The sequence below is a fragment of the Sideroxydans sp. genome (assembly GCF_054604835.1).
The window spans coordinates 216,201-237,654 of the sequence record NZ_JBTSFG010000003.1 but is presented as its reverse complement, the minus strand read 5'-3'; the positions used below and the strand labels follow the sequence as shown (position 1 = coordinate 237,654).

At 59.2% G+C, this 21,454-nt stretch carries 19 protein-coding genes; 12 read left to right on the top strand and 7 right to left on the bottom strand.

What is annotated here, in order from left to right:
• Positions 1 to 8 precede the first annotated feature (8 nt).
• Positions 9 to 2,537 carry a S8 family peptidase gene (locus ACYCZ5_RS06785; RefSeq protein WP_461544034.1) on the top strand — a complete coding sequence of 843 codons (2,529 nt, stop codon included), beginning with the start codon at positions 9 to 11 and terminating at the stop codon, positions 2,535 to 2,537.
• Positions 2,538 to 2,704: 167 nt separating this feature from the next.
• Here ACYCZ5_RS06785 and rsgA read toward each other — a convergent pair whose 3' ends face one another.
• The 4 genes from rsgA to ACYCZ5_RS06765 are packed head-to-tail and all read right to left on the bottom strand — an operon-like array spanning position 2,705 to position 5,464.
• Entirely contained in the window at positions 2,705 to 3,568 is an 864-nt protein-coding gene (rsgA, locus tag ACYCZ5_RS06780; protein WP_461544033.1) for a ribosome small subunit-dependent GTPase A, read from the bottom strand.
• Positions 3,565 to 3,897 (bottom strand): 4a-hydroxytetrahydrobiopterin dehydratase, encoded by a 333-nt coding sequence (locus ACYCZ5_RS06775; RefSeq protein WP_461544032.1) that lies wholly within the window; start codon positions 3,895 to 3,897, stop codon positions 3,565 to 3,567. The genes rsgA and ACYCZ5_RS06775 overlap by 4 nt, the downstream gene beginning before the upstream one ends.
• 8 nt (positions 3,898 to 3,905) lie before the next feature.
• Complete coding sequence (locus ACYCZ5_RS06770; protein WP_461544031.1) at positions 3,906 to 4,211, bottom strand: c-type cytochrome; 306 nt, start codon at positions 4,209 to 4,211, stop codon at positions 3,906 to 3,908.
• The gene (locus ACYCZ5_RS06765; protein ID WP_461544030.1) at positions 4,208 to 5,464 is read right to left on the bottom strand and encodes a M48 family metallopeptidase; all 1,257 of its coding nucleotides are present in this window, start codon (positions 5,462 to 5,464) and stop codon (positions 4,208 to 4,210) included. The genes ACYCZ5_RS06770 and ACYCZ5_RS06765 overlap by 4 nt, the downstream gene beginning before the upstream one ends.
• Positions 5,465 to 5,526: 62 nt before the next feature.
• Between ACYCZ5_RS06765 and orn the strand changes: the two genes are divergently transcribed.
• The 4 genes from orn (at position 5,527) to ACYCZ5_RS06745 (ending at position 9,707) form a co-directional block, all read left to right on the top strand.
• The gene (orn, locus tag ACYCZ5_RS06760; RefSeq protein ID WP_461544029.1) at positions 5,527 to 6,072 is read left to right on the top strand and encodes an oligoribonuclease; all 546 of its coding nucleotides are present in this window, start codon (positions 5,527 to 5,529) and stop codon (positions 6,070 to 6,072) included.
• Positions 6,073 to 6,163: 91 nt separating this feature from the next.
• The gene (locus tag ACYCZ5_RS06755; protein ID WP_461544028.1) at positions 6,164 to 7,870 is read left to right on the top strand and encodes a diguanylate cyclase domain-containing protein; all 1,707 of its coding nucleotides are present in this window, start codon (positions 6,164 to 6,166) and stop codon (positions 7,868 to 7,870) included.
• Positions 7,867 to 8,940 carry a glycosyltransferase family protein gene (locus ACYCZ5_RS06750; RefSeq protein WP_461544027.1) on the top strand — a complete coding sequence of 358 codons (1,074 nt, stop codon included), beginning with the start codon at positions 7,867 to 7,869 and terminating at the stop codon, positions 8,938 to 8,940. The genes ACYCZ5_RS06755 and ACYCZ5_RS06750 overlap by 4 nt, the downstream gene beginning before the upstream one ends.
• A gap of 41 nt (positions 8,941 to 8,981) precedes the next feature.
• Positions 8,982 to 9,707, top strand: a complete 726-nt coding sequence (locus tag ACYCZ5_RS06745) for a flagellar brake protein (protein ID WP_461544026.1) — start codon at positions 8,982 to 8,984, stop codon at positions 9,705 to 9,707.
• 6 nt (positions 9,708 to 9,713) lie between these two features.
• On the opposite strand, the gene hemH is transcribed toward ACYCZ5_RS06745, so the two are convergent.
• The gene (gene hemH, locus ACYCZ5_RS06740) at positions 9,714 to 10,802 is read right to left on the bottom strand and encodes a ferrochelatase (protein ID WP_461544025.1); all 1,089 of its coding nucleotides are present in this window, start codon (positions 10,800 to 10,802) and stop codon (positions 9,714 to 9,716) included.
• A 7-nt stretch (positions 10,803 to 10,809) separates the two neighbouring features.
• On the bottom strand, positions 10,810 to 11,829 hold the full coding sequence (hrcA, locus tag ACYCZ5_RS06735; RefSeq protein WP_461544024.1) for a heat-inducible transcriptional repressor HrcA: 1,020 nt from the start codon (positions 11,827 to 11,829) through the stop codon (positions 10,810 to 10,812).
• Between the two features lie 74 nt (positions 11,830 to 11,903).
• Between hrcA and ACYCZ5_RS06730 the strand changes: the two genes are divergently transcribed.
• The 5 genes from ACYCZ5_RS06730 to ACYCZ5_RS06710 all read left to right on the top strand — a co-directional run bounded on the left by ACYCZ5_RS06730 (position 11,904) and on the right by ACYCZ5_RS06710 (position 16,226).
• Positions 11,904 to 12,776, top strand: a complete 873-nt coding sequence (locus ACYCZ5_RS06730; RefSeq protein ID WP_461544023.1) for an NAD kinase — start codon at positions 11,904 to 11,906, stop codon at positions 12,774 to 12,776.
• A 10-nt stretch (positions 12,777 to 12,786) separates the two neighbouring features.
• On the top strand, positions 12,787 to 14,448 hold the full coding sequence (gene recN, locus ACYCZ5_RS06725) for a DNA repair protein RecN (RefSeq protein ID WP_461544022.1): 1,662 nt from the start codon (positions 12,787 to 12,789) through the stop codon (positions 14,446 to 14,448).
• An 83-nt stretch (positions 14,449 to 14,531) separates the two neighbouring features.
• Positions 14,532 to 14,903 carry an outer membrane protein assembly factor BamE gene (locus ACYCZ5_RS06720; protein WP_461544021.1) on the top strand — a complete coding sequence of 124 codons (372 nt, stop codon included), beginning with the start codon at positions 14,532 to 14,534 and terminating at the stop codon, positions 14,901 to 14,903.
• Positions 14,893 to 15,678, top strand: a complete 786-nt coding sequence (gene dapB / locus ACYCZ5_RS06715; RefSeq protein WP_461544020.1) for a 4-hydroxy-tetrahydrodipicolinate reductase — start codon at positions 14,893 to 14,895, stop codon at positions 15,676 to 15,678. The genes ACYCZ5_RS06720 and dapB overlap by 11 nt, the downstream gene beginning before the upstream one ends.
• Positions 15,679 to 15,716: 38 nt before the next feature.
• A complete protein-coding gene (locus ACYCZ5_RS06710) occupies positions 15,717 to 16,226 on the top strand; it encodes a hypothetical protein (protein ID WP_461544019.1) in 510 nt (169 codons plus the stop codon).
• Positions 16,227 to 16,366: 140 nt separating this feature from the next.
• Here ACYCZ5_RS06710 and ACYCZ5_RS06705 read toward each other — a convergent pair whose 3' ends face one another.
• Positions 16,367 to 16,900 carry a manganese efflux pump MntP gene (locus ACYCZ5_RS06705; RefSeq protein ID WP_461544018.1) on the bottom strand — a complete coding sequence of 178 codons (534 nt, stop codon included), beginning with the start codon at positions 16,898 to 16,900 and terminating at the stop codon, positions 16,367 to 16,369.
• Between the two features lie 199 nt (positions 16,901 to 17,099).
• Between ACYCZ5_RS06705 and carA the strand changes: the two genes are divergently transcribed.
• Positions 17,100 to 18,224: a glutamine-hydrolyzing carbamoyl-phosphate synthase small subunit gene (gene carA / locus ACYCZ5_RS06700; RefSeq protein WP_461544017.1), complete on the top strand. Its 1,125-nt coding sequence runs from the start codon at positions 17,100 to 17,102 to the stop codon at positions 18,222 to 18,224.
• Positions 18,225 to 21,443 (top strand): carbamoyl-phosphate synthase large subunit, encoded by a 3,219-nt coding sequence (gene carB / locus ACYCZ5_RS06695; protein ID WP_461544016.1) that lies wholly within the window; start codon positions 18,225 to 18,227, stop codon positions 21,441 to 21,443.
• The last annotated feature ends 11 nt before the right edge of the window (positions 21,444 to 21,454 follow it).

The following is a 21,454-nucleotide window of genomic DNA, read 5'->3' as shown; positions in this document are numbered from 1 at the left end:
CGGCAACCATGGCGGACCAAACTCACGATAAGCGCCCGCATCTTGTATTAACCAATACCTCCAAGGCACAGTCCTTCACCGCTCCTTCCGCCGGTGGAGGGGGAGGACCTGATGTGCCCCCGCTGGATCGAGCCATGCACGGCTCAATGCTTCAAGCGCAGCTGCACTCGCTTATTCCTATCGCCAAGCAGGCAGTCGAGGTGCAAACAGAGCAAGGACTTGAAAGTGGTCTTGGTTTGCAGATCCAGTTTGTTGGTTTGCCAGATGTCACTCTTGCCTTTGAAAGTCTTGGTTCGGAGCGCGGCAGAGACCCGACCAAACAGATTGAAGTCCTGAGCGTTAGAACAGACGGCAACAGTACTGTGGCTAACGTCTTTGTGCCGGATGGAAAACTGGAGCACTTCGAGAAGTACGTTGCCGAGTACCTGGAAGCAAAGACAAATAAGAATGATGGCCTCATCGACCACGGCACGTTGCTCAACGCCATCGCGTCGATACGTAGCGCTGAAATAAAAGCTCTCTGGACGGACGAGCCCAATTTACTTCCGGAGGACATGGCTGAGCCATTCTGGTGGGAGGTCTGGTTGCCAGTTCGAGGGCGGCGCAATGACGTAGTCGCGGACTTCCGAAAATTGGCTGCATTGGCCGAATGCAAGGTCAGCGAACATCAAATCAACTTTCCGGAACGTACCGTGGTAATCATGTACGGATCGCAGCAGCAATTCTCACAGTCCGTTATGACATTGAACTGCGTGGCAGAATTGCGTCGCGCAAAGGAGACAGCAGAGTTCTTTCACGAGATGGCACCACCCGAGCAGCAAGAGTGGGTCGATGAAACTCTGGGTAGGCTGACGCTGCCACCTGATGCCGATTCGACTCCTCGTGTTTGTCTGCTGGACTCTGGTGTTAACCGGGCGCACCCATTGCTTGCTCCACTGATAGATGAAAACGATCTGCATACGGTGAATCCGGGTTGGGGCACCAACGACACAGCCAATCATGGAACTGGTCTTGCCGGCCTTGCCGTCTTTGGCGACCTATCTCAAACTCTGTCCACCAATGATCCCGTGTTGTTAACGCATCGGCTGGAATCGGCAAAGCTCACTCCCGAACAAGGCGCGAATCAAGGTGATGCAAAACAGCACGGCTACCTGTTTGCTGAGGCAGTCAGTCGACCAGAAATTGCGGCACCAAATCGTCCGCGCGTGTTCACCTCGGCAGTGACATCGGATGACGGCAGAGATCGCGGCAGGCCATCAGCATGGTCGGCCACGGTCGATAAGCTTGCTTCAGACTACGATTTCAATGGGGAGTCACCGCGCTTGTTTGTACTTTCCGCAGGGAACACGACTAACGAACAGGCTTGGAGCACCTATCCTGCCAGCCTCACAACAAGCCAGATTCGCGACCCAGCTCAGGCTTGGAATGCCATTACGGTTGGGGCTTACACTGTCAAAGTTCTCATCTCCGAAGCTGACGCACAAGATTACAAGCCTATTGCCGATGCAGGGGGATTGAGTCCTTATACAACCACTTCAGCAGCTTGGGATTCAGTGTGGCCATTGAAGCCTGATGTGGTTTTTGAAGGTGGGAATGTAGGCAAAGACGCGATTAGTTCAGCGGGCATTACCAGCTTGCAACTGCTGACGACAAACAATCTGCCCAATGAACGTTTGTTTACAACCACCAATGCCACCAGCGCAGCATCCGCCTTAGGAGCTCGCATGGCGGCGCAACTTATGGCTGCTTACCCAGCACTCCGTTCCGAGACCATTCGCGCCCTTATTGTCCATTCCGCTGAATGGACAGATGCCATGCGAACTGCTTACCTACCAACTCACAAGACACACACCAAAATGGACTTCGTGAATCTTATTCGGCATTGCGGATGGGGTGTGCCCGACCTTGACCGAGCGCTGTGGAGCGCAGGCAATTCACTCACTCTCATTGTTGAAGACGAAATGCATCCATACCAGAAGGGCGACAAGAGTCGTGACATGAATCTACACTCGCTGCCGTGGCCGAAGGAACAGCTTCATGCTTTGCCGCCAAATACCCAAGTTGAGCTTCGAATCACGCTGTCCTATTTCATAGAGCCGAACCCATCAGCACGAGGCACATCGTCCAAGTTTCATTACCCATCGCACCGGCTCCGCTTTGACGTGCAGCGCCCACTAGATGCCACCACTGAAGATTTTGTTGCACGCATCAACGCTGCAGCTGCACACGATGATGACGACGCGATTAATTCTAAAGACCCTGCGTGGACATTAGGTGGTCAACAACGGCACCGTGGCTCGCTCCATCAAGATATTTGGCGAGGTACGGCAGCTGATTTGGCTAGCCGTGGTTTCATCGCCGTCTACCCGGCCAAAGGTTGGTGGCGCACCCGTCAAGCACAAGAGCGCTACGACCTGCCTGCCCGTTACAGCCTCATCGTTTCCATCCGCACACCCGAGACAGATATTGACCTTTACACTCCAATCGCTCAACAGGTGGCAGCGCAAGTTGCTGTGCCCGTTGCTGTGAATACCTGATCGAACAAAATTTGTGATGGTCTATCGGGTGCTCAAGCTACTTGAAGATGATTTGTGGTAGGTGGCTGATCAGCGCTGGCAAACCGACATTCAGACTGAATATCCAAGTGCCCGCTAAGGCCGATATGCAGCCCAAGCAAACATCCGTGATCAATTAGCGCAGCAGCTCAGTGCCCAGCGATCTGCTGGAACAGTTGCAGCCTTCTTCTATCGATGATGCCTGCGTCCGTCGCTTTGAGTATCGCGCAGTCCGGTTCGTGCGAGTGGCTGCAATTGGCGAAGCGGCATTCGCCGAGATAGGGGAGGAATTCGGGGAAGTTGCGTTCCAGTGTGGCGAAGTCGAGGTGGTGCAGGCCGAACAGTTGCACACCGGGGCAGTCGATCAGGTCGCTGTCTTTGTTGAGGTGATACAGTCGGGCATGGGTGGTGGTGTGTTTGCCGGAATCGAGCACGGTGGAGATCTCGCGGGTGGCGGCTTGTGCTTCGGGGATGAGCGCGTTGATGAGCGTGGATTTGCCCATGCCGGATTGTCCGACCAGCACGCTGATGTGTCCTTGCAGGTAGGGGAGCAGCGGCTCTACGTTCTGTTTGGCCGAGAGCTCCAGCATGCGATAACCGATCTTTGCGTACGGCGCGAGTTGCGCGCGCGCGGCGGCGACTTGCGGCAGGTCGCTCTTGTTCAGCACGATGAGCATTTCCAGATGCTGTTCGTGTCCGGCGAGCAGGCAGCGCGCCAGCAGTTCGTCGTTGAACGAAGGTTCGCTGGCGACGACGATGATGAGTTGCGTGACGTTGGCGGCGATGAGTTTCTGTTTGTACGCGTCGGAACGGTAGAGCAGGCTGCTGCGCGGCGAGATGCGTTCGACCACGCCCTGATCGGTGCCGGTGCGCTGGAATTCGATCATGTCGCCGCAGGCGATATCGCTCTTCTTGCCGCGCGGTACGCATTCGACGACTTCGCCTTCCGGCGTCTCGGCCAGATAGTGTCTGCCGTATGCGGCGATGATGCGTCCGTGCAAACTTGCGCTCAAGATTGGTACAGCGCGTCGACTTTCGCGGCGCAGATGAAATCGTTTGTGGACAGACCGCCGACCGAGTGCGTGGAATATTCCACCGTGCAGTGGTTGTAGCCGACTTGCAGGTCGGGGTGATGGTCTTCGCGATGCGTCATCCAGGCGATCGCGTTGACGAAGGCGATGGTCTGGTAATAGTCCTTGAACGCGTAAGTCTTGCTGATGCGTAGCCCGTTGAGTGCCCAGCCGTCCAGCCGTTCGAGCAATTCAGCAACCTCGTTCGCGCTCAGCGCGGAATCGCCCGTTTTGCAGGCTTGGCAGTGCTGGTGCAGTAGGTCGCTTGTCATATCGAACCTCACTTGAAGTGGTAGTAGCGCTGGTTCAGCCATGCCGCGAGGTCTTGTTTCTCCTGTGCGGTGAGCTGCTTGCCTATGGCGCCGGAGCAGCGCTCCATCTGTACGATGAGGTTATCCGCCGAACGCACGGTGCGGTCCGCGCGAGTGAAGATGGCGCTGCCGTCGCCGCCAATGCGCGCTTCGTGGCAGCTGCTGCATTCGTACTTCTTGAACAGATTCTCACCGCGCTTGGCATCGCCGTTGGCGAACGGTGTCGCTTGTGCATTCAGCGAGAGGAACATGATCAGGAAAAGTGTCTTTTTCATTTGGCGGCTCCCAGTTTTTGCAGGTGGGCGATGCGCATCGGCGCGGGCGGATGCGATTCGTAGAACGCAGCGTACACCGGATCGGGTGTCAGGGTCTTGGCGTTGTCCTGATACAGTTTGACCAGTGCGCTCACGAGGTCTTTGGCGTCGGTCTGCGCGGCGGCGTAGGCATCGGCTTCATATTCATGCTTGCGCGACCAGAACGAGGTGAGCGGGTGCAGGATGAAGGTGAACACCGGTAATGCCATGAAGAACAGCAGCAGGGCGGTGGCGGTCGATTGCGTGGCAACGCCCAGCCCGGCGTAGAACCATTCGGTCTGCATCAGCTGCGCCAGTCCCCACAGGAAGGCGAGGCTGATGGCGAAGGTGACGACGATGCGCTGCAACACATGGCGGCGCTTGAAGTGGCCGAGTTCGTGCGCCAGCACAGCGTCCATCTCGCTCGGTGTGAGGCGCTGCAGCAGGGTGTCGAAGAACACGATGCGTTTGGTCTTGCCGAAGCCGGTGAAGTACGCGTTGCCGTGCGTGCTGCGCTTGCTGCCGTCCATCACGAACAGGCCGCTGGCCGAGAAGCCGCAGCGGTGCAGCAGCGCTTCGATGCGCGTTTTGGTCTCTTCATCTGTCAGTGGTTCGAACTTGTTGAACAGCGGCGCGATGTAGCTGGGGTAGATGAATAGCAGGAACAGGTTGAACACCACCCATACGCTCCACACATACAGCCACCAGTACTCCCCCATGCCGTCCATCAGCCACAACACGGCGAACAGCAGCGGCAGGCCGAGTGCGGCACCGAGCAGCAATTGCTTGAGCATGTCGCTGAGGTAGAGCTTGAGCGTCATCTTGTTGAAACCGAAGCGGGCCTCGATGTTGAAGGTGCGGTACAGGTCCAGCGGCGTTTCCAGCAGCGATTGCAGCATCAATACCGCGACGATGAGCAGTGCACCCGACAACAGTTGGCTGTCGAACAGCGGCGCGATCAGCTCGTGCAGGGTCTGGATGCCGCCGCCTACCGTGAAGATCAGCAGCAGTGCGGCATCGAACAGCACGCCGAGCAGGCCGAAGCGCACCAGTGTGCGGGTGTAATCGGCGGCCTTGTGATGGGCGGCGATGCCGATTTGTTCGCGGAAGGCGGGCGGCACTTCGGCACGGTGCGAAGCGACATGGTCGAGTTGCCGCCATGCCAGCCATGCCTTGACGACGACATTGGTCAGCAACAGTGAAACGAAGATGGCGGAGAATTGACTGGGGAGCATGGATAGGAAGGCCGGGCTGTGCGACAATCGCCGCAATTTCAATAACAAATCTGCGGTGGATTATGGCACAAAATCAGAACAATCTCGTCTGGCTGGACATGGAGATGACCGGTCTTTTCCCCGACACGGACCGCATCATCGAGATCGCCATGGTGGTCACCGACGGCGATCTGAATACAGTCGCCGAAGCGCCGACGCTGGTGGTGCACCAGTCCGATCTGGTGCTGGACGGAATGGACAACTGGAACAAATCCACGCACGGGAAATCCGGCCTGATCGACAAAGTCAAGGCATCGACGTTGGACGAGGCGGCGGTGGAAGCGCAGATGCTGGCCTTCCTGCAGGAGCACGTGCCGGCACGCACCTCGCCCATGTGCGGCAATTCCATCTGTCAGGATCGACGTTTCATGGCACGCTGGATGCCCAAGCTGGAAGACTACTTCCACTACCGCAATCTGGACGTGAGTACGCTCAAGGAACTGGCGCGGCGCTGGAAGCCGGAAGTGGCCAGCGGCATCAAGAAGCACGGCAAGCATGAAGCGCTGGCCGATATCTATGAATCCATTGAAGAGATGAAGCACTACCGCGAGCATTTCATAAAATTATAAGGTGGCGTTGAATACGTCCTTGGTCCGGCATGTGGGACGAACGGACCGTTAAGCGTGCCATAGGTGCGGCGCATCACCAGGAGGGGGCTCCATGCAGGCTGTGAGAAAGATTTGGCGTGCGATCGGTGTGCAGGAAAAACTGCACATCCTGATCCAGGGGGCTTTGCTCATCCTCTTCTTCGTTCTGATGGAATGGGTGGTCGGCCAGTTCGAGATGCAGATCGAGCGCTCGGCCGAGTCGCGCGCCGAAGAGGCGGCGGACGGCCTTATCAATGGCATGAACATGATGATGCTGACCGGGGAGATATCCAACCCGGATAACCGGCGCCTGTTCGTGGAGAAGATGGCCAAGTCGCGGGGCATCGTCGAAGTGCGCATGATCCGCGGTCAGGCGGTGGTCGAACAATACGGCCCCGGCCTGCCGGAAGAGCAGCCGCGTGACGAGATGGACCGTCAGGTGCTGGCGACCGGCGAACTGTTGTTTCGGCGCATACAGGGCGACGACGGGCGGCCGCTGATGCGCGTGGTGATGCCCTTTATTGCCAGCGAGAATTTCCGTGGCACCAACTGCCTTTCCTGTCACCACACGCGGCAGGGCGGAGTGAACGGCGCGGCCAGCGTGGTGATCGATCTGTCGGCCGCACAGCACCGTTTGGAGGATATCAAGGACAGGTTGTGGATCGGCCACCTGGCGGTGCAATTGTTGTTGCTGGTGCTGATCACCCTGTTCGTGCGCCATGTGATCGTGCGCAACATCACTCGCCCGGTGAAGAAGCTGCAGCAGGCGATGGCCGAGATCCAGCGTGACATGGATCTGTCGCGCCGCGCCGAGGTCGATGCGACCAATCCCGACATCGGTGAGATGGCGAAGAGCTTCAATCTGCTGGTTCAGAATCTGGAACAGGCAACAGACCGGTTGCAACTGTTCGCCAAGATGTTCGAGAACAGCGGCGAGGCGATCCTCATCACCGATGAAAAGCGCAACATCCTGACGGTCAATCCTGCTTTTGAGCACATCACCCAATATTCGGCAGCGGAAGTACTGGGCAAAAACCCAAAGATACTCAGTTCCGGAAAGCAGACGCATGAGTTCTATGCGCTGATGTGGGGGACGATAGAGATCGCAGGCAAGTGGTCGGGGGAGATATGGAACCGGCGCAAGAACGGCGAGATCTATCCGGAGTGGCTGTCCATCGCGGCGGTGAAGAACCCCAAGGGCGAGGTCATCAACTTCATCTCGTCCTTCTCCGACATCACCAAACGCAAGGAGGCCGAACAACGCATCGAGTTCCTGGCGCACTACGATTCCCTGACCAAACTACCCAACCGCGCGTTGTTCGGTGACCGCCTGCGCCGCGCTTTGCTGCTGGCGGATCGCAACAAATACAAGGTCGGCCTGATGTTCCTCGATCTGGACAAGTTCAAGGAGGTCAACGACACGCTCGGCCATCTGGCGGGAGACCAGTTGCTGCAGTCTGTGGCGGAACGGCTGCGTGAGAGCGTGCGCGCTTCGGACACCATCTGCCGCCAGGGCGGCGACGAGTTCCTCATCCTGATCGAAGAGATCGACTCGAACATCGAGCTGACCCGTATCGCGGACAAGATCATGGATACGATGTCGCGGCCGCATCTGCTCGGCGACGTGTCGCGCACGGTCAGTTTTAGCATCGGTGCGGCCATGTACCCGGACGACGCGGACGACGAACAGTCGCTGATCAAGTGCGCCGACCGAGCGATGTATCTGGCTAAGGAGAGCGGCCGCAACAACTTCAAGCTTTACGAGCACGAAGACAATTGAGGCACTTGCTGGTCGATATCTCCGCCCACGGTTACGGCCACATCGCCCAGACGGCGCCGGTGCTGAACCTGTTGGCGCAACGTCGGCCAGAACTGCGCATCACCGTGCGTTCGCACGCCCCCATTGAATACCTCAAGCAACGCATCCACGTTCCGTTCGAGCACCATCACATCGCGCTGGATTTCGGCATGGCAATGTTCGATGCCGTCCGCGTGGATGTGCCGCGCAGTCTGGCGGCCTATCGCGACTATCATGCCGATTGGGCGCAAAAGGTGGAGACGGCAGCGGAGGAGATGCGCGCGCTGCAGCCCGATCTGTTGCTGGCGAATGTGCCCTACCTTTCACTAGCCGCCGCCAAGGTCGCGGACATCCCTGCCGTGGCGATGTGTTGTCTCAACTGGGCCGACATCTACAGGCACTATGCACAGAAAGATGACGAGGCAGCGGCCATCCATGCGCAGATGCTGGCTGCATACAACAGTGCCGAAGTTTTCCTGAAACTCAGTCCGGCCATGCCGATGAGCGATCTGCGCAACACGCGCGAGCTGTCCTGCGTTGCCCAAGTCGGCGAACCGCATCGCCATCTGGTACGCGAGCGCTGCGGGGCATCCGCACGAGACAAGCTGGTGCTAGTGGCGATGGGCGGCATCTCATATCGTTTGGCTATGGAAAGCTGGCCGGGTATCCCTGGCGTGCGCTGGCTGGTTCCCGAGTCATGGGGTGTGCAACGCGATGATGTATCGTCTATTGAATCGCTGGATTTGGATTTTCGGGATGTACTGGCTTCTTGCGATGCGATATTGACCAAGCCGGGTTATGGCACTTTTGCCGAAGCGGCCTGTGCTGGCGTGCCGGTCATGTATGTGCCGCGTGGCGATTGGCCCGAAGCGCCCTGGCTGGTGGATTGGCTGCAGCGGAATGGTGTCGCGATCGAGGTCGATGCCGGCCGATTGCGGGTTGGCATGATGGGCGACACGCTGGAGGCGATATGGGCCGGTTCGCGACCGGCATCACCCCAAAACAACGGGGCGCTAGAGGTCGTCGAGACTCTGTGTAAAATGCTGCCCTGAGCCAGATCACTAAATATAAATCCACGCACCGAATCCGCTTCATGACGCACCACGAGATAAATCCGCAGTTCGCCATCCACAATCATGTGGAGATCGTGCACGTTCTGAACGAACTGGCCAAACACCGAGTATTGCTCAACCTGACGACGCACGAAGGTGACGCACTGGTGACCACCGTGCTGTATGTCAGCGGTGACCGCAAGTTCGTGTGTATCGATGTGAGCTCGGACGACGCGGTCAACCAGCGGATCACCGATAGCAAGCTGGTGTCGTTCGAGACGCAGTCCGAGATCAAGGTGCGCTGGCATTCCACTCATCTGCAACTGGTCACCGCCAGGGACGGCTTGGCTTTCTCATTGCATGTGCCGTCCGTGATCGAGCGCATCCAGCGCCGCGAATATTTTCGCCTGTACACGCCGCAGGGCAGTAATGCGCTGATGTGCCGGATACCGACGGGAGAGGACGAGATACTGGAGGTTGCGCTGGTCGATATGAGCGCGGGCGGTATCGGCGTCACCTATCGCGGCCCAGCCAATGACATCTTTGTGCAGGGGGCGACACTGGAAGGTTGCAGTATCGATTTTCCCGAGATCGGACGGGTGCCCATGAGCCTGCGCGTGTGCGGCATCTGGCAGTCGACTTCGACCAAGAGCGGCGAGCAGATCCATCGCATCGGCATGGAATTCGTCGGCTTGAGCCGCGGCGTGAGCAATGTGATCCAGCGCTACATGATCCAGCTCGAAGCGGAGCGAATCACCCCGGTCTGACGTGTCTTAGCGGGACGCGCCCTTTGCTTGGGCGATTGTCCGAGAGCGTTCCAGCTCTGCCGCATCCGGCGTGATCAGCCAGCCTTGCAGATTGTCCATCACCAGATCGGTCAGTGCATGCATCCAGTCGTCGCGTGCATTGAGGCAGGGGATGTAGTGATAGTCACCGCCGCCCGCATGCTGGAACTCTTCTTTGCCTTCCATGGCGATCTCTTCCAGCGTCTCCAGACAATCCGCCACGAAACCGGGACACACCACATCCACGCGTTTGAGCTTTTCTGCGCCCCATTGTTTGAGTGTGGCGCTGGTGTAGGGTTGTATCCATTCGGCTTTGCCGAAACGCGACTGGAAAGTGACAGCGTATTGCTCTTTCCCGAGGCCGAGTGCCTCGGCTAGCAGGCGTCCGGTCTTCAGGCACTCGCAGTGATACGGGTCGCCTTTCTCCAGCGTGTATTTGGGCAGGCCGTGGAAACTCATCAGTAACTTCTCGGGCCGCCCGTTCTTCATCCAGTATTCGTTGATGCTGGCGGCGAGTGCATTGATGTAACCCGCATCGTCGTGGAAATGCTTGATGGTGCGGATGGCAGGTGTGTTGCGCATCTGCTGCAATTCGCGGAACACGATGTCGGTTGCCGTGGCCGTGGTGCTGGCCGCGTATTGAGGATACATGGGCACGACCAGGATGCGTTGGCAGTTCTGTGCTTTCAGCTTGCGCAGCGCCGCCGGGATGGACGGTTGGCCATAGCGCATGGCGTACTCGACCGCGAACGGGGCCTGGGTGCGCTGACTCAGATAGCCTTGCAGCAATACGGCTTGCTTCTCGGTGTACACGCGCAGCGGCGAACCTTCCTTGAGCCAGATGGAGGCGTACTTGGCGGCGGACTTCTTCGGGCGCACATTGAGGATGATGCCGTTCAGGATCAGCCACCAGATCAGGCGCGGGATCTCCACCACGCGCGGATCGCCGAGGAATTCCTTGAGGTAAGGGCGCACGGCCTGCGCGGTCGGCGCATCGGGCGTGCCGAGGTTGATCAGCAGGATGCCGGTCTTTTCGGGCGTGCCATGTTCAAAGCGGGGTTCTGTCTGATAACTCATGTCGATCTCAATGTTGTGAGAGCGCGTTGCTCAATAGCTTGGCGGTGATGTCCACGATGGGCACCACGCGTTCGTAGTTCATGCGCTTCGGGCCGACCACGGCCAGCGTGCCGACGATCTGGCCGTCTGCCGTGTAGGGGGCGCTGACCACGCTGCATTCGTCCAGCCCCGCCAATCCGGATTCGTTGCCGACGAAGATGTGCACGCCCTGCGCGTGCCGTCCTGCATCCAGCAGATGCAGCAGCTCGGTCTTCTGTTCGAACACGTTGAACAGTTTGCGCAACTGTTCCATGTTGGTGGAGAGGTCGTTCACGTGCAGCAGCTTGCGTTCGCCGCTGATCACGTAATCCTCGCTCTTGCGCGCCACGGCTTCGTCGCTGGCCGCCATCGCCGCGCTCATCAGCGCGGTCATGTCGTGCTGCAGTTGGCGCAGCTCGCTTTGCATGCGCTGGTGGATGTCGCCGAACGCCAGGTCGGCGTAATGCTGGCTGAGGAAGTTGCCCGCCTCGGTCAGCTGCGACTGGCTGTAATCCTTGGGCGTCACCAGCACACGGTTCTCCACCTCGCCGTCCGGCATCACGATGATCAGCAGTACGCGCTTCTCGGACAGGCGCAGGAATTCAATCTGGCGCACTTTGATCGCGCTGCGCTTGGGCGTGGCGACCACGCCCGCGAAGTGGGTCAGCTCGGACAGCAGATTGGAGGCCTGCGCCAGCAGGCGCGACGGGTTGTTCGGCTGCAACTGGCTTTCCAGTTGCAGCACGCGCGACTCGGACAGCGGCTGCACCACCATTAGCCGGTCGATGAACATGCGATAGCCGAGCTCGGTGGGGATGCGTCCGGCCGAAGTGTGCGGGCTGGCGACCAGTCCGATGGATTCCAGATCGGCCATCACATTGCGGATGGTGGCCGGGCTGACTTCCAGCCCGGAGAACTGCTGCAAAGCGCGCGAACCCACGGGTTGGCCGTCACTTACATAGCGTTCCACCAGGGTCTTCAGCAGTATCTGTGCGCGATCGTTGAGCATGGCGGTCATTCTAGCAGGGGGCATGCGGGAGGGCGCATGTTCATGTCATCACCGATGTGGTTTAATCGCGCCCCATGAGCACCCCCTTCAAAACCATCGCGATCATCGGCAAATACAAGACACCGGAGATCGTCGTGCCTGTCCTTTCGCTGGCGGAATTCCTCGCCGCACAGGGCTATGAGGTGGTAATCGACAGTCTGACGGCAGAGAACGCCAAGGATTCGCCGTTCCGGTCGCTGCCTTTGGAGGAGATGGGGCTGGAGATCGATCTGGCGGTGGTGCTGGGCGGCGACGGCACCCTGCTCAATATCGCCCGCACGCTGGCGCCGCATCACATCCCGCTGATCGGCGTCAATCAGGGGCGCATCGGCTTCCTCACCGATCTGTCTCTGGAGACGATGAAAAAGACCCTGTCGGCCATGCTGAAGGGGAAATACGTCTCCGAGGAGCGGCTGCTGTTGCAGGCCGCCGTGGTGCGCGACAAGCGCGAGGTATTCCACGGGCTGGCCTTCAATGAGGTGGTGGTGCACCGCAGCAACGTCAGCAGCATGGTCGAATTCGAAGTGCGCATCGACGGCGAGTATCTGTACAACCAGCGCGCCGACGGTCTGATCATCTCCACCCCCACGGGCTCCACCGCCTACGCGTTGTCGTCCGGCGGACCCATCCTGCATCCTTCGCTGGACGTGCTGGAACTGGTGCCGGTGTGTCCGCACTCGCTGAGCAACCGCCCGCTGGTGGTGAAAGGCTCTTCCGTGATGGAACTGTTGATGCACCGCAACGGCGACATCCATGTGCGTTACGACAGCCATTCGCATGTCGATCTGCAGCTGCACGACAAGGTAATAGTGTCGCGCTATCACCAGCCGGTGCTGCTGCTGCACCCCGAAGGCCACAGCTACTATCACACGCTGCGCGAGAAGTTGCTTTGGACGCAGACACTCTAATAAAAAGAACATGCTGAAACACCTGATCATCCGCGACTTCGTCATCGTCGACACGCTCGAACTCGACTTCTCATCCGGCTTCACCGCGCTCACCGGCGAGACCGGCGCGGGCAAGTCCATCCTCATCGACGCATTGTCGCTGGCGCTGGGCGAGCGCGCCGACAGCGCAATGGTGCGGGCCGGTTGCGACAAGGCAGACATCAGCGCCGAATTCGATATCGCCGACTTGCCGCAACTGCAAGCCTGGCTGCGCGAACAGGAACTGGAAGGCGACGACGGGATATGTCTGCTGCGACGCACACTGGATGCGGGCGGTCGTTCGCGCGGCTTCATCAACGGCGGCAGCGCCACCCAGCAGCAGATGCGCGAAGCCGGCGCGATGCTGCTCGACATCCACGGCCAGCATGCGCACCAGTCGCTGTTGCGCGCCGACGCGCAGCGCGAGCTGCTGGACAGTCAGGCCGGCTTGACCGAACAGGCCGACGCTGTCGCCGCCGCATGGAAAGCATGGCAGGCCATCCACCGCCGCCGTGTGCAACTGGAACAGAATGCTGAGTCCGTCGCCGCCGAACGTGAGCTGCTCGCGTTCCAGCAGAACGAACTGGAGACATTGAACTTCGGCGAAACGGAGTGGTATGAATTGCAGGCCGAGCATGCGCGCCTGTCGCATGCCGCGAGTCTGATCGAGACCGCGCAGTTCGGTGTCGATGTGCTGAGCGAATCGGATACCGCTTGCCTCGCGCAACTCAATGCGCTGACATCGCGCATGCGCGCCGGGCTGGAGTTCGACGCCGGTCTGCAGGACACGCTCACCATGCTGGAGAGCGCACAGAACGAATTGCAGGAAGCGGTGTATGCGCTGCGCCATTATCAGGAACGACTGGATGCCGATCCCGAACGCATGCGCCAGCAGGAACAGCGCATCGCGGATGTGATGGAAGCCGCGCGCAAATATCGCGTGAAGCCCGAGCAACTGCCGCAGAAACTGCAAGAGTTCGCGCAACGTTTGGAAGAACTGGGCGGTAGCGCCGATCTGGACGTGCTCGCCAAACAGGACGAAGCCGCGCAGCAGAGTTATTTGGCGGCTGCTAAGAAATTGAGTGCCGCGCGCGGCAAAGCGGCGCAAGCCCTGTCCGACGAGATCACCGCCGCCATGCAGACGCTGGCGATGCAGGGCGGGCAGTTTGCTGTGGCTTTGTTGCCGCTGGCGGAAGGCAACGCGCACGGTCTGGAAAGCGTGGAACTGCAAGTGTCTGCCAACCCCGGCTCGCCCTTGCGCAGTCTGGCCAAAGTCGCTTCCGGCGGCGAACTGTCGCGCATCAGTCTCGCCATCCAGGTAGCGGCCAGCCGTGCCGCCAGTGTGCCCACGCTGATCTTCGACGAAGTGGACAGCGGCATCGGCGGACGCGTGGCCGAGATCGTCGGTAGTCTGCTAAAAAAACTCGGCCAGCGTCATCAGGTGCTGTGCGTCACCCATCTGCCGCAAGTGGCGGCGCAGGCAGACCACCAGTGGCAAGTGAGCAAGGAAGCGCACGGCGGCAAGACCTTGAGCAGCATCCAGGTGCTGGATGCACCGCGGCGCATCGACGAGATCGCGCGCATGCTGGGCGGCGCGACCATCACCGACACCACACGCAAGCACGCCGCCGAGATGCTGGGCGCGGCTGCATAACCGGTTCCTGTCGGGGCTGGGGGGAGGGCGTGACTTGCGGTATCATGCCGCCTGTTCTCAAGTACCCGACCCGAACCACATCCATGCGCATCGTCCTGATCCCGATCTCATTGTTGCTCGCATCGTGCAGCAACTTCTCCAACTACCTGCCGACCTTCACGCCGCACAAAATCGAGATCCGTCAGGGCAACCTCATCACGCAGGACATGCGCGCGCGCATCAAGCTCGGCATGAGCGAAGCGCAGGTGAAAGCTGTGCTCGGCGCACCGCTGATCGCCGACACCTACCATGCCGGCCGCTGGGATTATCTGTATCGTCTGGAGAAACAGGGCAAGGTGGAAGCGGACCAGCGTCTGACGCTGTATTTCGAGAACGGCGTGCTGACACGCATCGACGACGCCACGCCGCTGTTGCCGTCTGCCGTTCCCATTCAGGAGATTAAGAATGAAGATTAAAGTCGCCATCGCCGGCAGCGGCGGACGCATGGGTAAAGTGTTGCTGGACTGTGTGGCGCAAGCCGACGACCTGCAACTGCACGCCGCGCTGGAACACACCGGCAGCACCTTCATCGGCAACACCGTTGCCGCTGGCATCAAGATCACCGACGACATCGAGACTGCACTGCAAGGCGCGGATGCTTTGATCGATTTCACCCGCCCCGAAGGCACCATGCAGCATCTGGAGATCTGCCGCAAACTCGGTGTCGGCATGGTCATCGGCACCACCGGCCTCAACGCGCAGCAGAAAGCCGCGCTCGGTGCCGCTGCGCAAGACATCGGCATCGTGTTCGCACCGAACATGAGCGTGGGCGTGAACCTTGTGTTCAAACTGCTGGAAACCGCCTCGCGCGTGCTCAGCGAAGGCTACGACATCGAGATCATCGAAGCGCACCATCGCCATAAAGTAGACGCTCCCTCCGGTACTGCACTCGGCATGGGCGAAGTCGTCGCCCGCACACTGGGTCGTGATCTGGAAAAATGCGCCGTGTACGGACGCGAAGGCGTCACCGGCGAACGTGATCCCTCAACCATCGGCTTCGCCACCGTGCGCGGCGGCGACATCGTCGGCGACCACACCGTGCTTTTTGCGGGTACAGGCGAACGTATCGAGATCACGCATAAGGCCAGCAGTCGTGCGACGTTCGCGATCGGCGCGCTGCGCGCGGCGCGGTTCCTGAAGGCTAATCAGGCGGGGATGTATGACATGCAGGATGTGCTGGGGTTGAAGTAGGAAGTGCCTCTGATGTCTAGGCGTTTGAATAGATAACGATGAATCAAGAACGTCGCCTTATCAACGAAGATGAGTTGCAAGTCTTCTTCATGGGGATTGGGGCAGGAATATGGCATCTCCAGCATGTAGAGAACGCTCTTAATACTTTCATTACTTTAAAGGTTGAAATTAAGGAGCCTGGTTCAGTGGCTCCTGAGGCTGGGGAAGCAATTCTTGCTAAGCACAGACGAAACACTCTTGGTACGTCGATACGTATTGCCAAGGAAAAGGAAGTATTGAGCGCAGAGCTGTTGGTTGCGCTTGAAAAGTTTAAAGATGAGCGCGATTGGCTTGTGCACAGGTCAATGAATCAGAATGCTGATGATTTATATATTAATACCCGCAGAAATGAGCTGATTGATCGACTTCATAAGTTCGTGAATGAGGCTACGCAGCTACAAAAGCTCATTGCCAAAGAATTGGAGGACTTTGTAGTTGGCAAAGGTGTATCTCGAGAATGGATTCAAAAAAAGGCCATCTCTGATATTAGGGAGAAGCAAGGTAAGTAAGCGCAGGATGTGTTGCTCCTTCGGGAGCGAGAGCGCCGTGATACCCATCAATCCAATTCAAAACCGTCGGGCAACCCCCGACGGTTTTGATTTTGATTCCATGCGGCGCAATGCCCGTTGGTTATTGCGCCCTACGGCAATTACATCACCAACATCTTCACCCCGATCAAGATCAACACCACCCCACCAAACATCTCCGCCTTGCTCTCCAGCCAAGTACCGCTTTTCTCGCCGATACGCACCCCGATCCAACTTAATGCAAAAGTCGTCACGCCGATGATGGCGCAGGCTAAGTAGGCATTCACCTCCAGCAGTGTCAGGCTGAATCCGGCGGCCATGGCGTCGATGCTGGTGGCGATGGCGAGCAGCAGCATCATGCGGTGGGTGAGGGTGGCGATGTCTTCTTCTATGCCTTCGTGCAGGCTTTCGTAGATCATCTTGCCGCCAATCAGCGCCAGCAGGCCGAAGGCGATCCAGTGTGCGTAATCCTCCACCCAGCCTAGTACGCCTTTGCCGCCCAGATAGCCGATGAAGGGCATGAGTGCCTGAAACGTGCCGAAATAGAGTCCGGCTTTCAATCCCAGTCCTTTGGTATTGCCCTTGGAGCCGAGGCCGATGGAGACGGCGAAGGCGTCCATGCTGAGGGCGATGGCGAGGATGATGACTTCCAGCATGATGCGAGGCTCCGGTGTGCGGTGGTAAAGGCGGCGGATTATAGGGGGGAAGCAGGCTGAATTTGATACGGCATCGCTCTTCGGCTATAATGCGCCCCGCAAATGAGCGGGATGAACATAGGGTTCGTCCCGCTTCTTTATAGGTACGCCCGCAATCCAGCTCGGGCGTGCTGAACGCCAGCCAATCAAGGAGTTACACGTGTCGCAGACGAAACCAGCCATCCTAGTCCTAGCCGATGGAACGGTATTTCGCGGCATTTCTATCGGGGCAGATGGCAGCAGCGTCGGCGAGGTGGTGTTCAACACTTCGATGACCGGCTATCAGGAGATCCTCACCGATCCTTCCTATTGCAGCCAGATCGTCACCCTGACTTATCCGCATATCGGCAACGTCGGTTGCAATCCGGAAGACGTGGAGTCGAGCCGGGTGTTCGCCAGCGGTCTCATCATCCGCGACTTGTCCATGACAGTGAGCAATTTCCGCGCGACGCAATCGCTGCCGGAATATCTCAAAGCCAACAATGTGGTCGCTATCGCCGGTATCGACACGCGCAAGCTGACGCGCATCCTGCGCAGCAAGGGCGCGCAGAACGGTTGTATCGCCTCGGGCGACGACGTCGACGCGGCGCTGAAAGCGGCCAAGGGTTTCGCCGGTCTGGCCGGTATGGATCTGGCGCAAGTGGTGACTTGCGACAAGCCTTACGAATGGACGCAGCGCGAGTGGAAACTGGGTGAAGGCTACAGCGATGCGACCGAATCCAAATTCCACGTGGTGGCTTACGACTTCGGCGTGAAGCGCAACATCCTGCGCATGCTGGCGGCGCGCGGCTGCAGGATCACCGTGGTGCCGGCGAAGACGAGCGCTGAAGAAGTATTGAAGATGAAGCCGGATGGCGTGTTCCTGTCCAATGGCCCCGGCGATCCGGAGCCTTGCGATTACGCCATCGCCGCCGCGAAGAGATTTCTTGAAGTCGGTATGCCGATGTACGGCATCTGTCTGGGTCACCAGATCATGGGTCTGGCCTGCGGCGCAAAAACCGTGAAGATGAAGTTCGGCCATCGCGGCGCTAACCATCCGGTGCAGGACACGGCAACCAAACGCGTGATGATCACCAGCCAGAACCACGGCTTCGCTGTGGATGCGACTACGCTGCCGGCGAACGCGCGCGTCACGCACATCTCGCTATTCGACGGCACGCTGCAAGGTTTCGAGTTGGCCGACAAGCCGGCGTTCTGTTTCCAGGGTCACCCCGAGGCGAGTCCCGGGCCGCATGACGTAGACGTATTGTTCGATCGCTTCGTTGCGATGATGGGTGGGAAGTAAATGGCTAAGCGTACTGACATCAAATCTATCCTGATCATCGGCGCAGGCCCCATCGTCATCGGGCAGGCGTGCGAGTTCGACTATTCCGGTGCACAGGCCTGCAAGGCGCTGCGCGAAGAAGGCTACCGCGTCATCCTGGTGAACTCGAATCCGGCCACCATCATGACCGATCCGAACATGGCCGACGCCACCTACATCGAGCCGATCACCTGGCAGATGGTGGAAAAGATCATCGCCAAGGAAAAGCCGGATGCGATCCTGCCGACCATGGGTGGACAGACCGCGCTGAACTGCGCGCTCGATCTGGCCAAGCACGGCGTGCTGGAGAAGTACAACGTCGAGATGATCGGTGCGTCGCGCGAAGCCATCGACATGGCGGAAGACCGCGAGAAGTTCAAGCAGGCGATGACACGCATCGGGTTGGCCTCGGCCCGTTCCGCTATCGCGCACAGCATGGAAGAGGCGCTGCAAGTGCAACAGGTGATGGGTTTCCCGACCATCATCCGCCCGTCGTTCACCATGGGCGGCAGCGGCGGCGGTATCGCTTACAACCGCGAAGAGTTCATGGAGATCTGCGAGCGTGGTCTGGAAGCGTCGCCGACCAAAGAGCTGCTGATCGAAGAATCGCTGCTCGGTTGGAAAGAATACGAGATGGAAGTCGTGCGCGACCGCAACGACAACTGCATCATCATCTGCTCCATCGAGAATCTGGATCCGATGGGCGTGCATACCGGCGACTCCATTACCGTCGCACCGGCGCAGACACTGACCGACAAGGAATACCAGATCCTGCGCGATGCCTCGCTGGCTGTGCTGCGCGAGATCGGTGTGGAGACCGGCGGCTCCAACGTGCAGTTCTCCATCAACCCGCAAGACGGGCGCATGGTGGTGATCGAGATGAACCCGCGCGTGTCGCGTTCCTCGGCGCTGGCTTCCAAGGCCACCGGCTTCCCCATCGCCAAGGTCGCGGCCAAGCTGGCTGTCGGCTACACATTGGACGAGTTGAAGAACGACATCACCGGCGGCGCGACCCCGGCCTCGTTCGAGCCGACCATCGACTACGTGGTGACCAAGATCCCGCGTTTCGCTTTCGAGAAATTCCCGCAAGCCAACGACCGCCTGACCACGCAGATGAAATCGGTGGGCGAGGTGATGGCCATCGGCCGCACTTTCCAGGAATCGTTCCAGAAAGCGCTGCGCGGTCTGGAAGTGGGCGTGCATGGACTGGACAGCAAGTACGACGACCGTGACGCGATCTGCGCCGAACTCGGAAATCCCGGTCCGGACCGCATCTGGGCGGTGGGCGATGCCTTCCGTCTCGGCATGAGCGTGGAAGAGGTGTTCAACGTCAGCAAGATCGACCCGTGGTTCCTGGTGCAGATCGAAGACATCATCCGTCAGGAACGCGAGCTGACAGGCCGCACGCTGGAAAGCATCAGCGCGGATCAATTGCGCACTTTGAAGCGCAGCGGTTTCGCGGATGCGCGCATGGCATCCCTGCTGGGTATCGACGACGAATCGGTGCGCGCCTATCGCCATGCCTTGAACGTGCGTCCGGTGTTCAAGCGCGTAGATACCTGCGCTGCCGAGTTCTCCACCAATACCGCTTACATGTACTCGACCTATGAGGAAGAGTGCGAATCGCAGCCGACCAACAACAAGAAGATCATGGTGCTGGGCGGCGGACCGAACCGCATCGGTCAAGGTATCGAGTTCGACTATTGCTGCGTGCATGCCGCGCTGGCGATGCGCGAGGACGGTTACGAGACCATCATGGTCAACTGCAATCCTGAGACCGTCTCCACCGACTACGACACTTCGGATCGTTTGTACTTCGAGCCGCTGACGCTTGAAGACGTGTTGGAAGTGGTTGCTGTTGAAAAGCCGGTCGGTGTGATCGTGCAGTACGGCGGGCAGACGCCGCTGAAGCTGGCGCACGGTCTGGCCAAGAACGGCGTGCCCATCATCGGCACTTCGGTGGACATGATCGACTGCGCGGAAGACCGTGCACGTTTCCAGGCCATGTTGCGCAAGCTCGATTTGAAACAGCCACCGAACCGTACTGCGAGCAATGTGGCCGATGCGGTCGCCGGGGCGACCGAGATCGGCTACCCGCTGGTGATGCGTCCTTCCAACGTGCTGGGCGGTCGCGGTATGGAGATCATCCATGCGCAGAACGATCTGGAGCGTTACATGCGCGATGCCGAAGAGCTGGGCAAGACCTGGCCGGAGCGCATGCCCATCCTGCTCGACCGCTTCCTCAATGACGCGATCGAGGTGGATGTGGATGCGGTGTCCGACGGCAAGCAGGTCATCATCGGCGGCATCATGGAACACATCGAGCAGGCGGGCGTGCACTCGGGCGACTCTGCCTGTTCGCTGCCACCGTATTCGCTGTCCGTTGCGATGCAGGACGAGCTGCGCCGCCAGACCGTGGCGATGGCGAAGGAATTGAACGTGGTCGGCCTGATGAACGTGCAGTTCGCCATCCAGGGCGAGACCGTGTATGTGCTGGAAGTGAACCCGCGCGCATCGCGTACCGTGCCGTATGTATCCAAGGCGACCGGTGTGCCGCTGGCCAAGGTGGCGGCGCGTTGCATGGCCGGCCAGTCGCTGGCGCAGCAGGGCGTCACCAAGGAGGTCATCCCGCCGTATTTTTCGGTGAAGGAAGCGGTGTTCCCGTTCATCAAGTTCCCCGGCGTGGATGTGATCCTCGGGCCGGAGATGAAATCCACCGGCGAGGTGATGGGCGTGGGCGATACCTTCGCGGAGGCCTTCGTCAAATCGCAACTCGCCGCCAGTGTGAAGTTGCCCAAGAGCGGTCGGGTGTTCGTCAGCGTGCGCGAGGAAGACAAGGCGGGCGCGGTTGAAGTTGCTCGGTCGTTGGTCGGGCTGGGCTTTACGGTCGTGGCGACACGCGGCACGGCTGCGGCCATCGCTGCGGCAGGTGTAGAAGTCGCTATCGTGAACAAGGTCGCGGAAGGTCGCCCGCACATCCTCGACATGATCAAGAATGGCGAGATCAGTCTGATCATCAATACGGTGGACAGTCGCCCGTCGGTGATGCGCGATTCCTATTCCATCCGTCATGCGGCGTTGCAAGGCCGTGTCACTTACTACACTACGCTGGCTGGCGCCCGCGCTGCTTGTATCGGTATGCAGCATCTTGCCGAGTTGCAGGTCTACGACGTGCAGTCTTTGCATCGTCGTTTCAACTAAGGAAGAGTTTT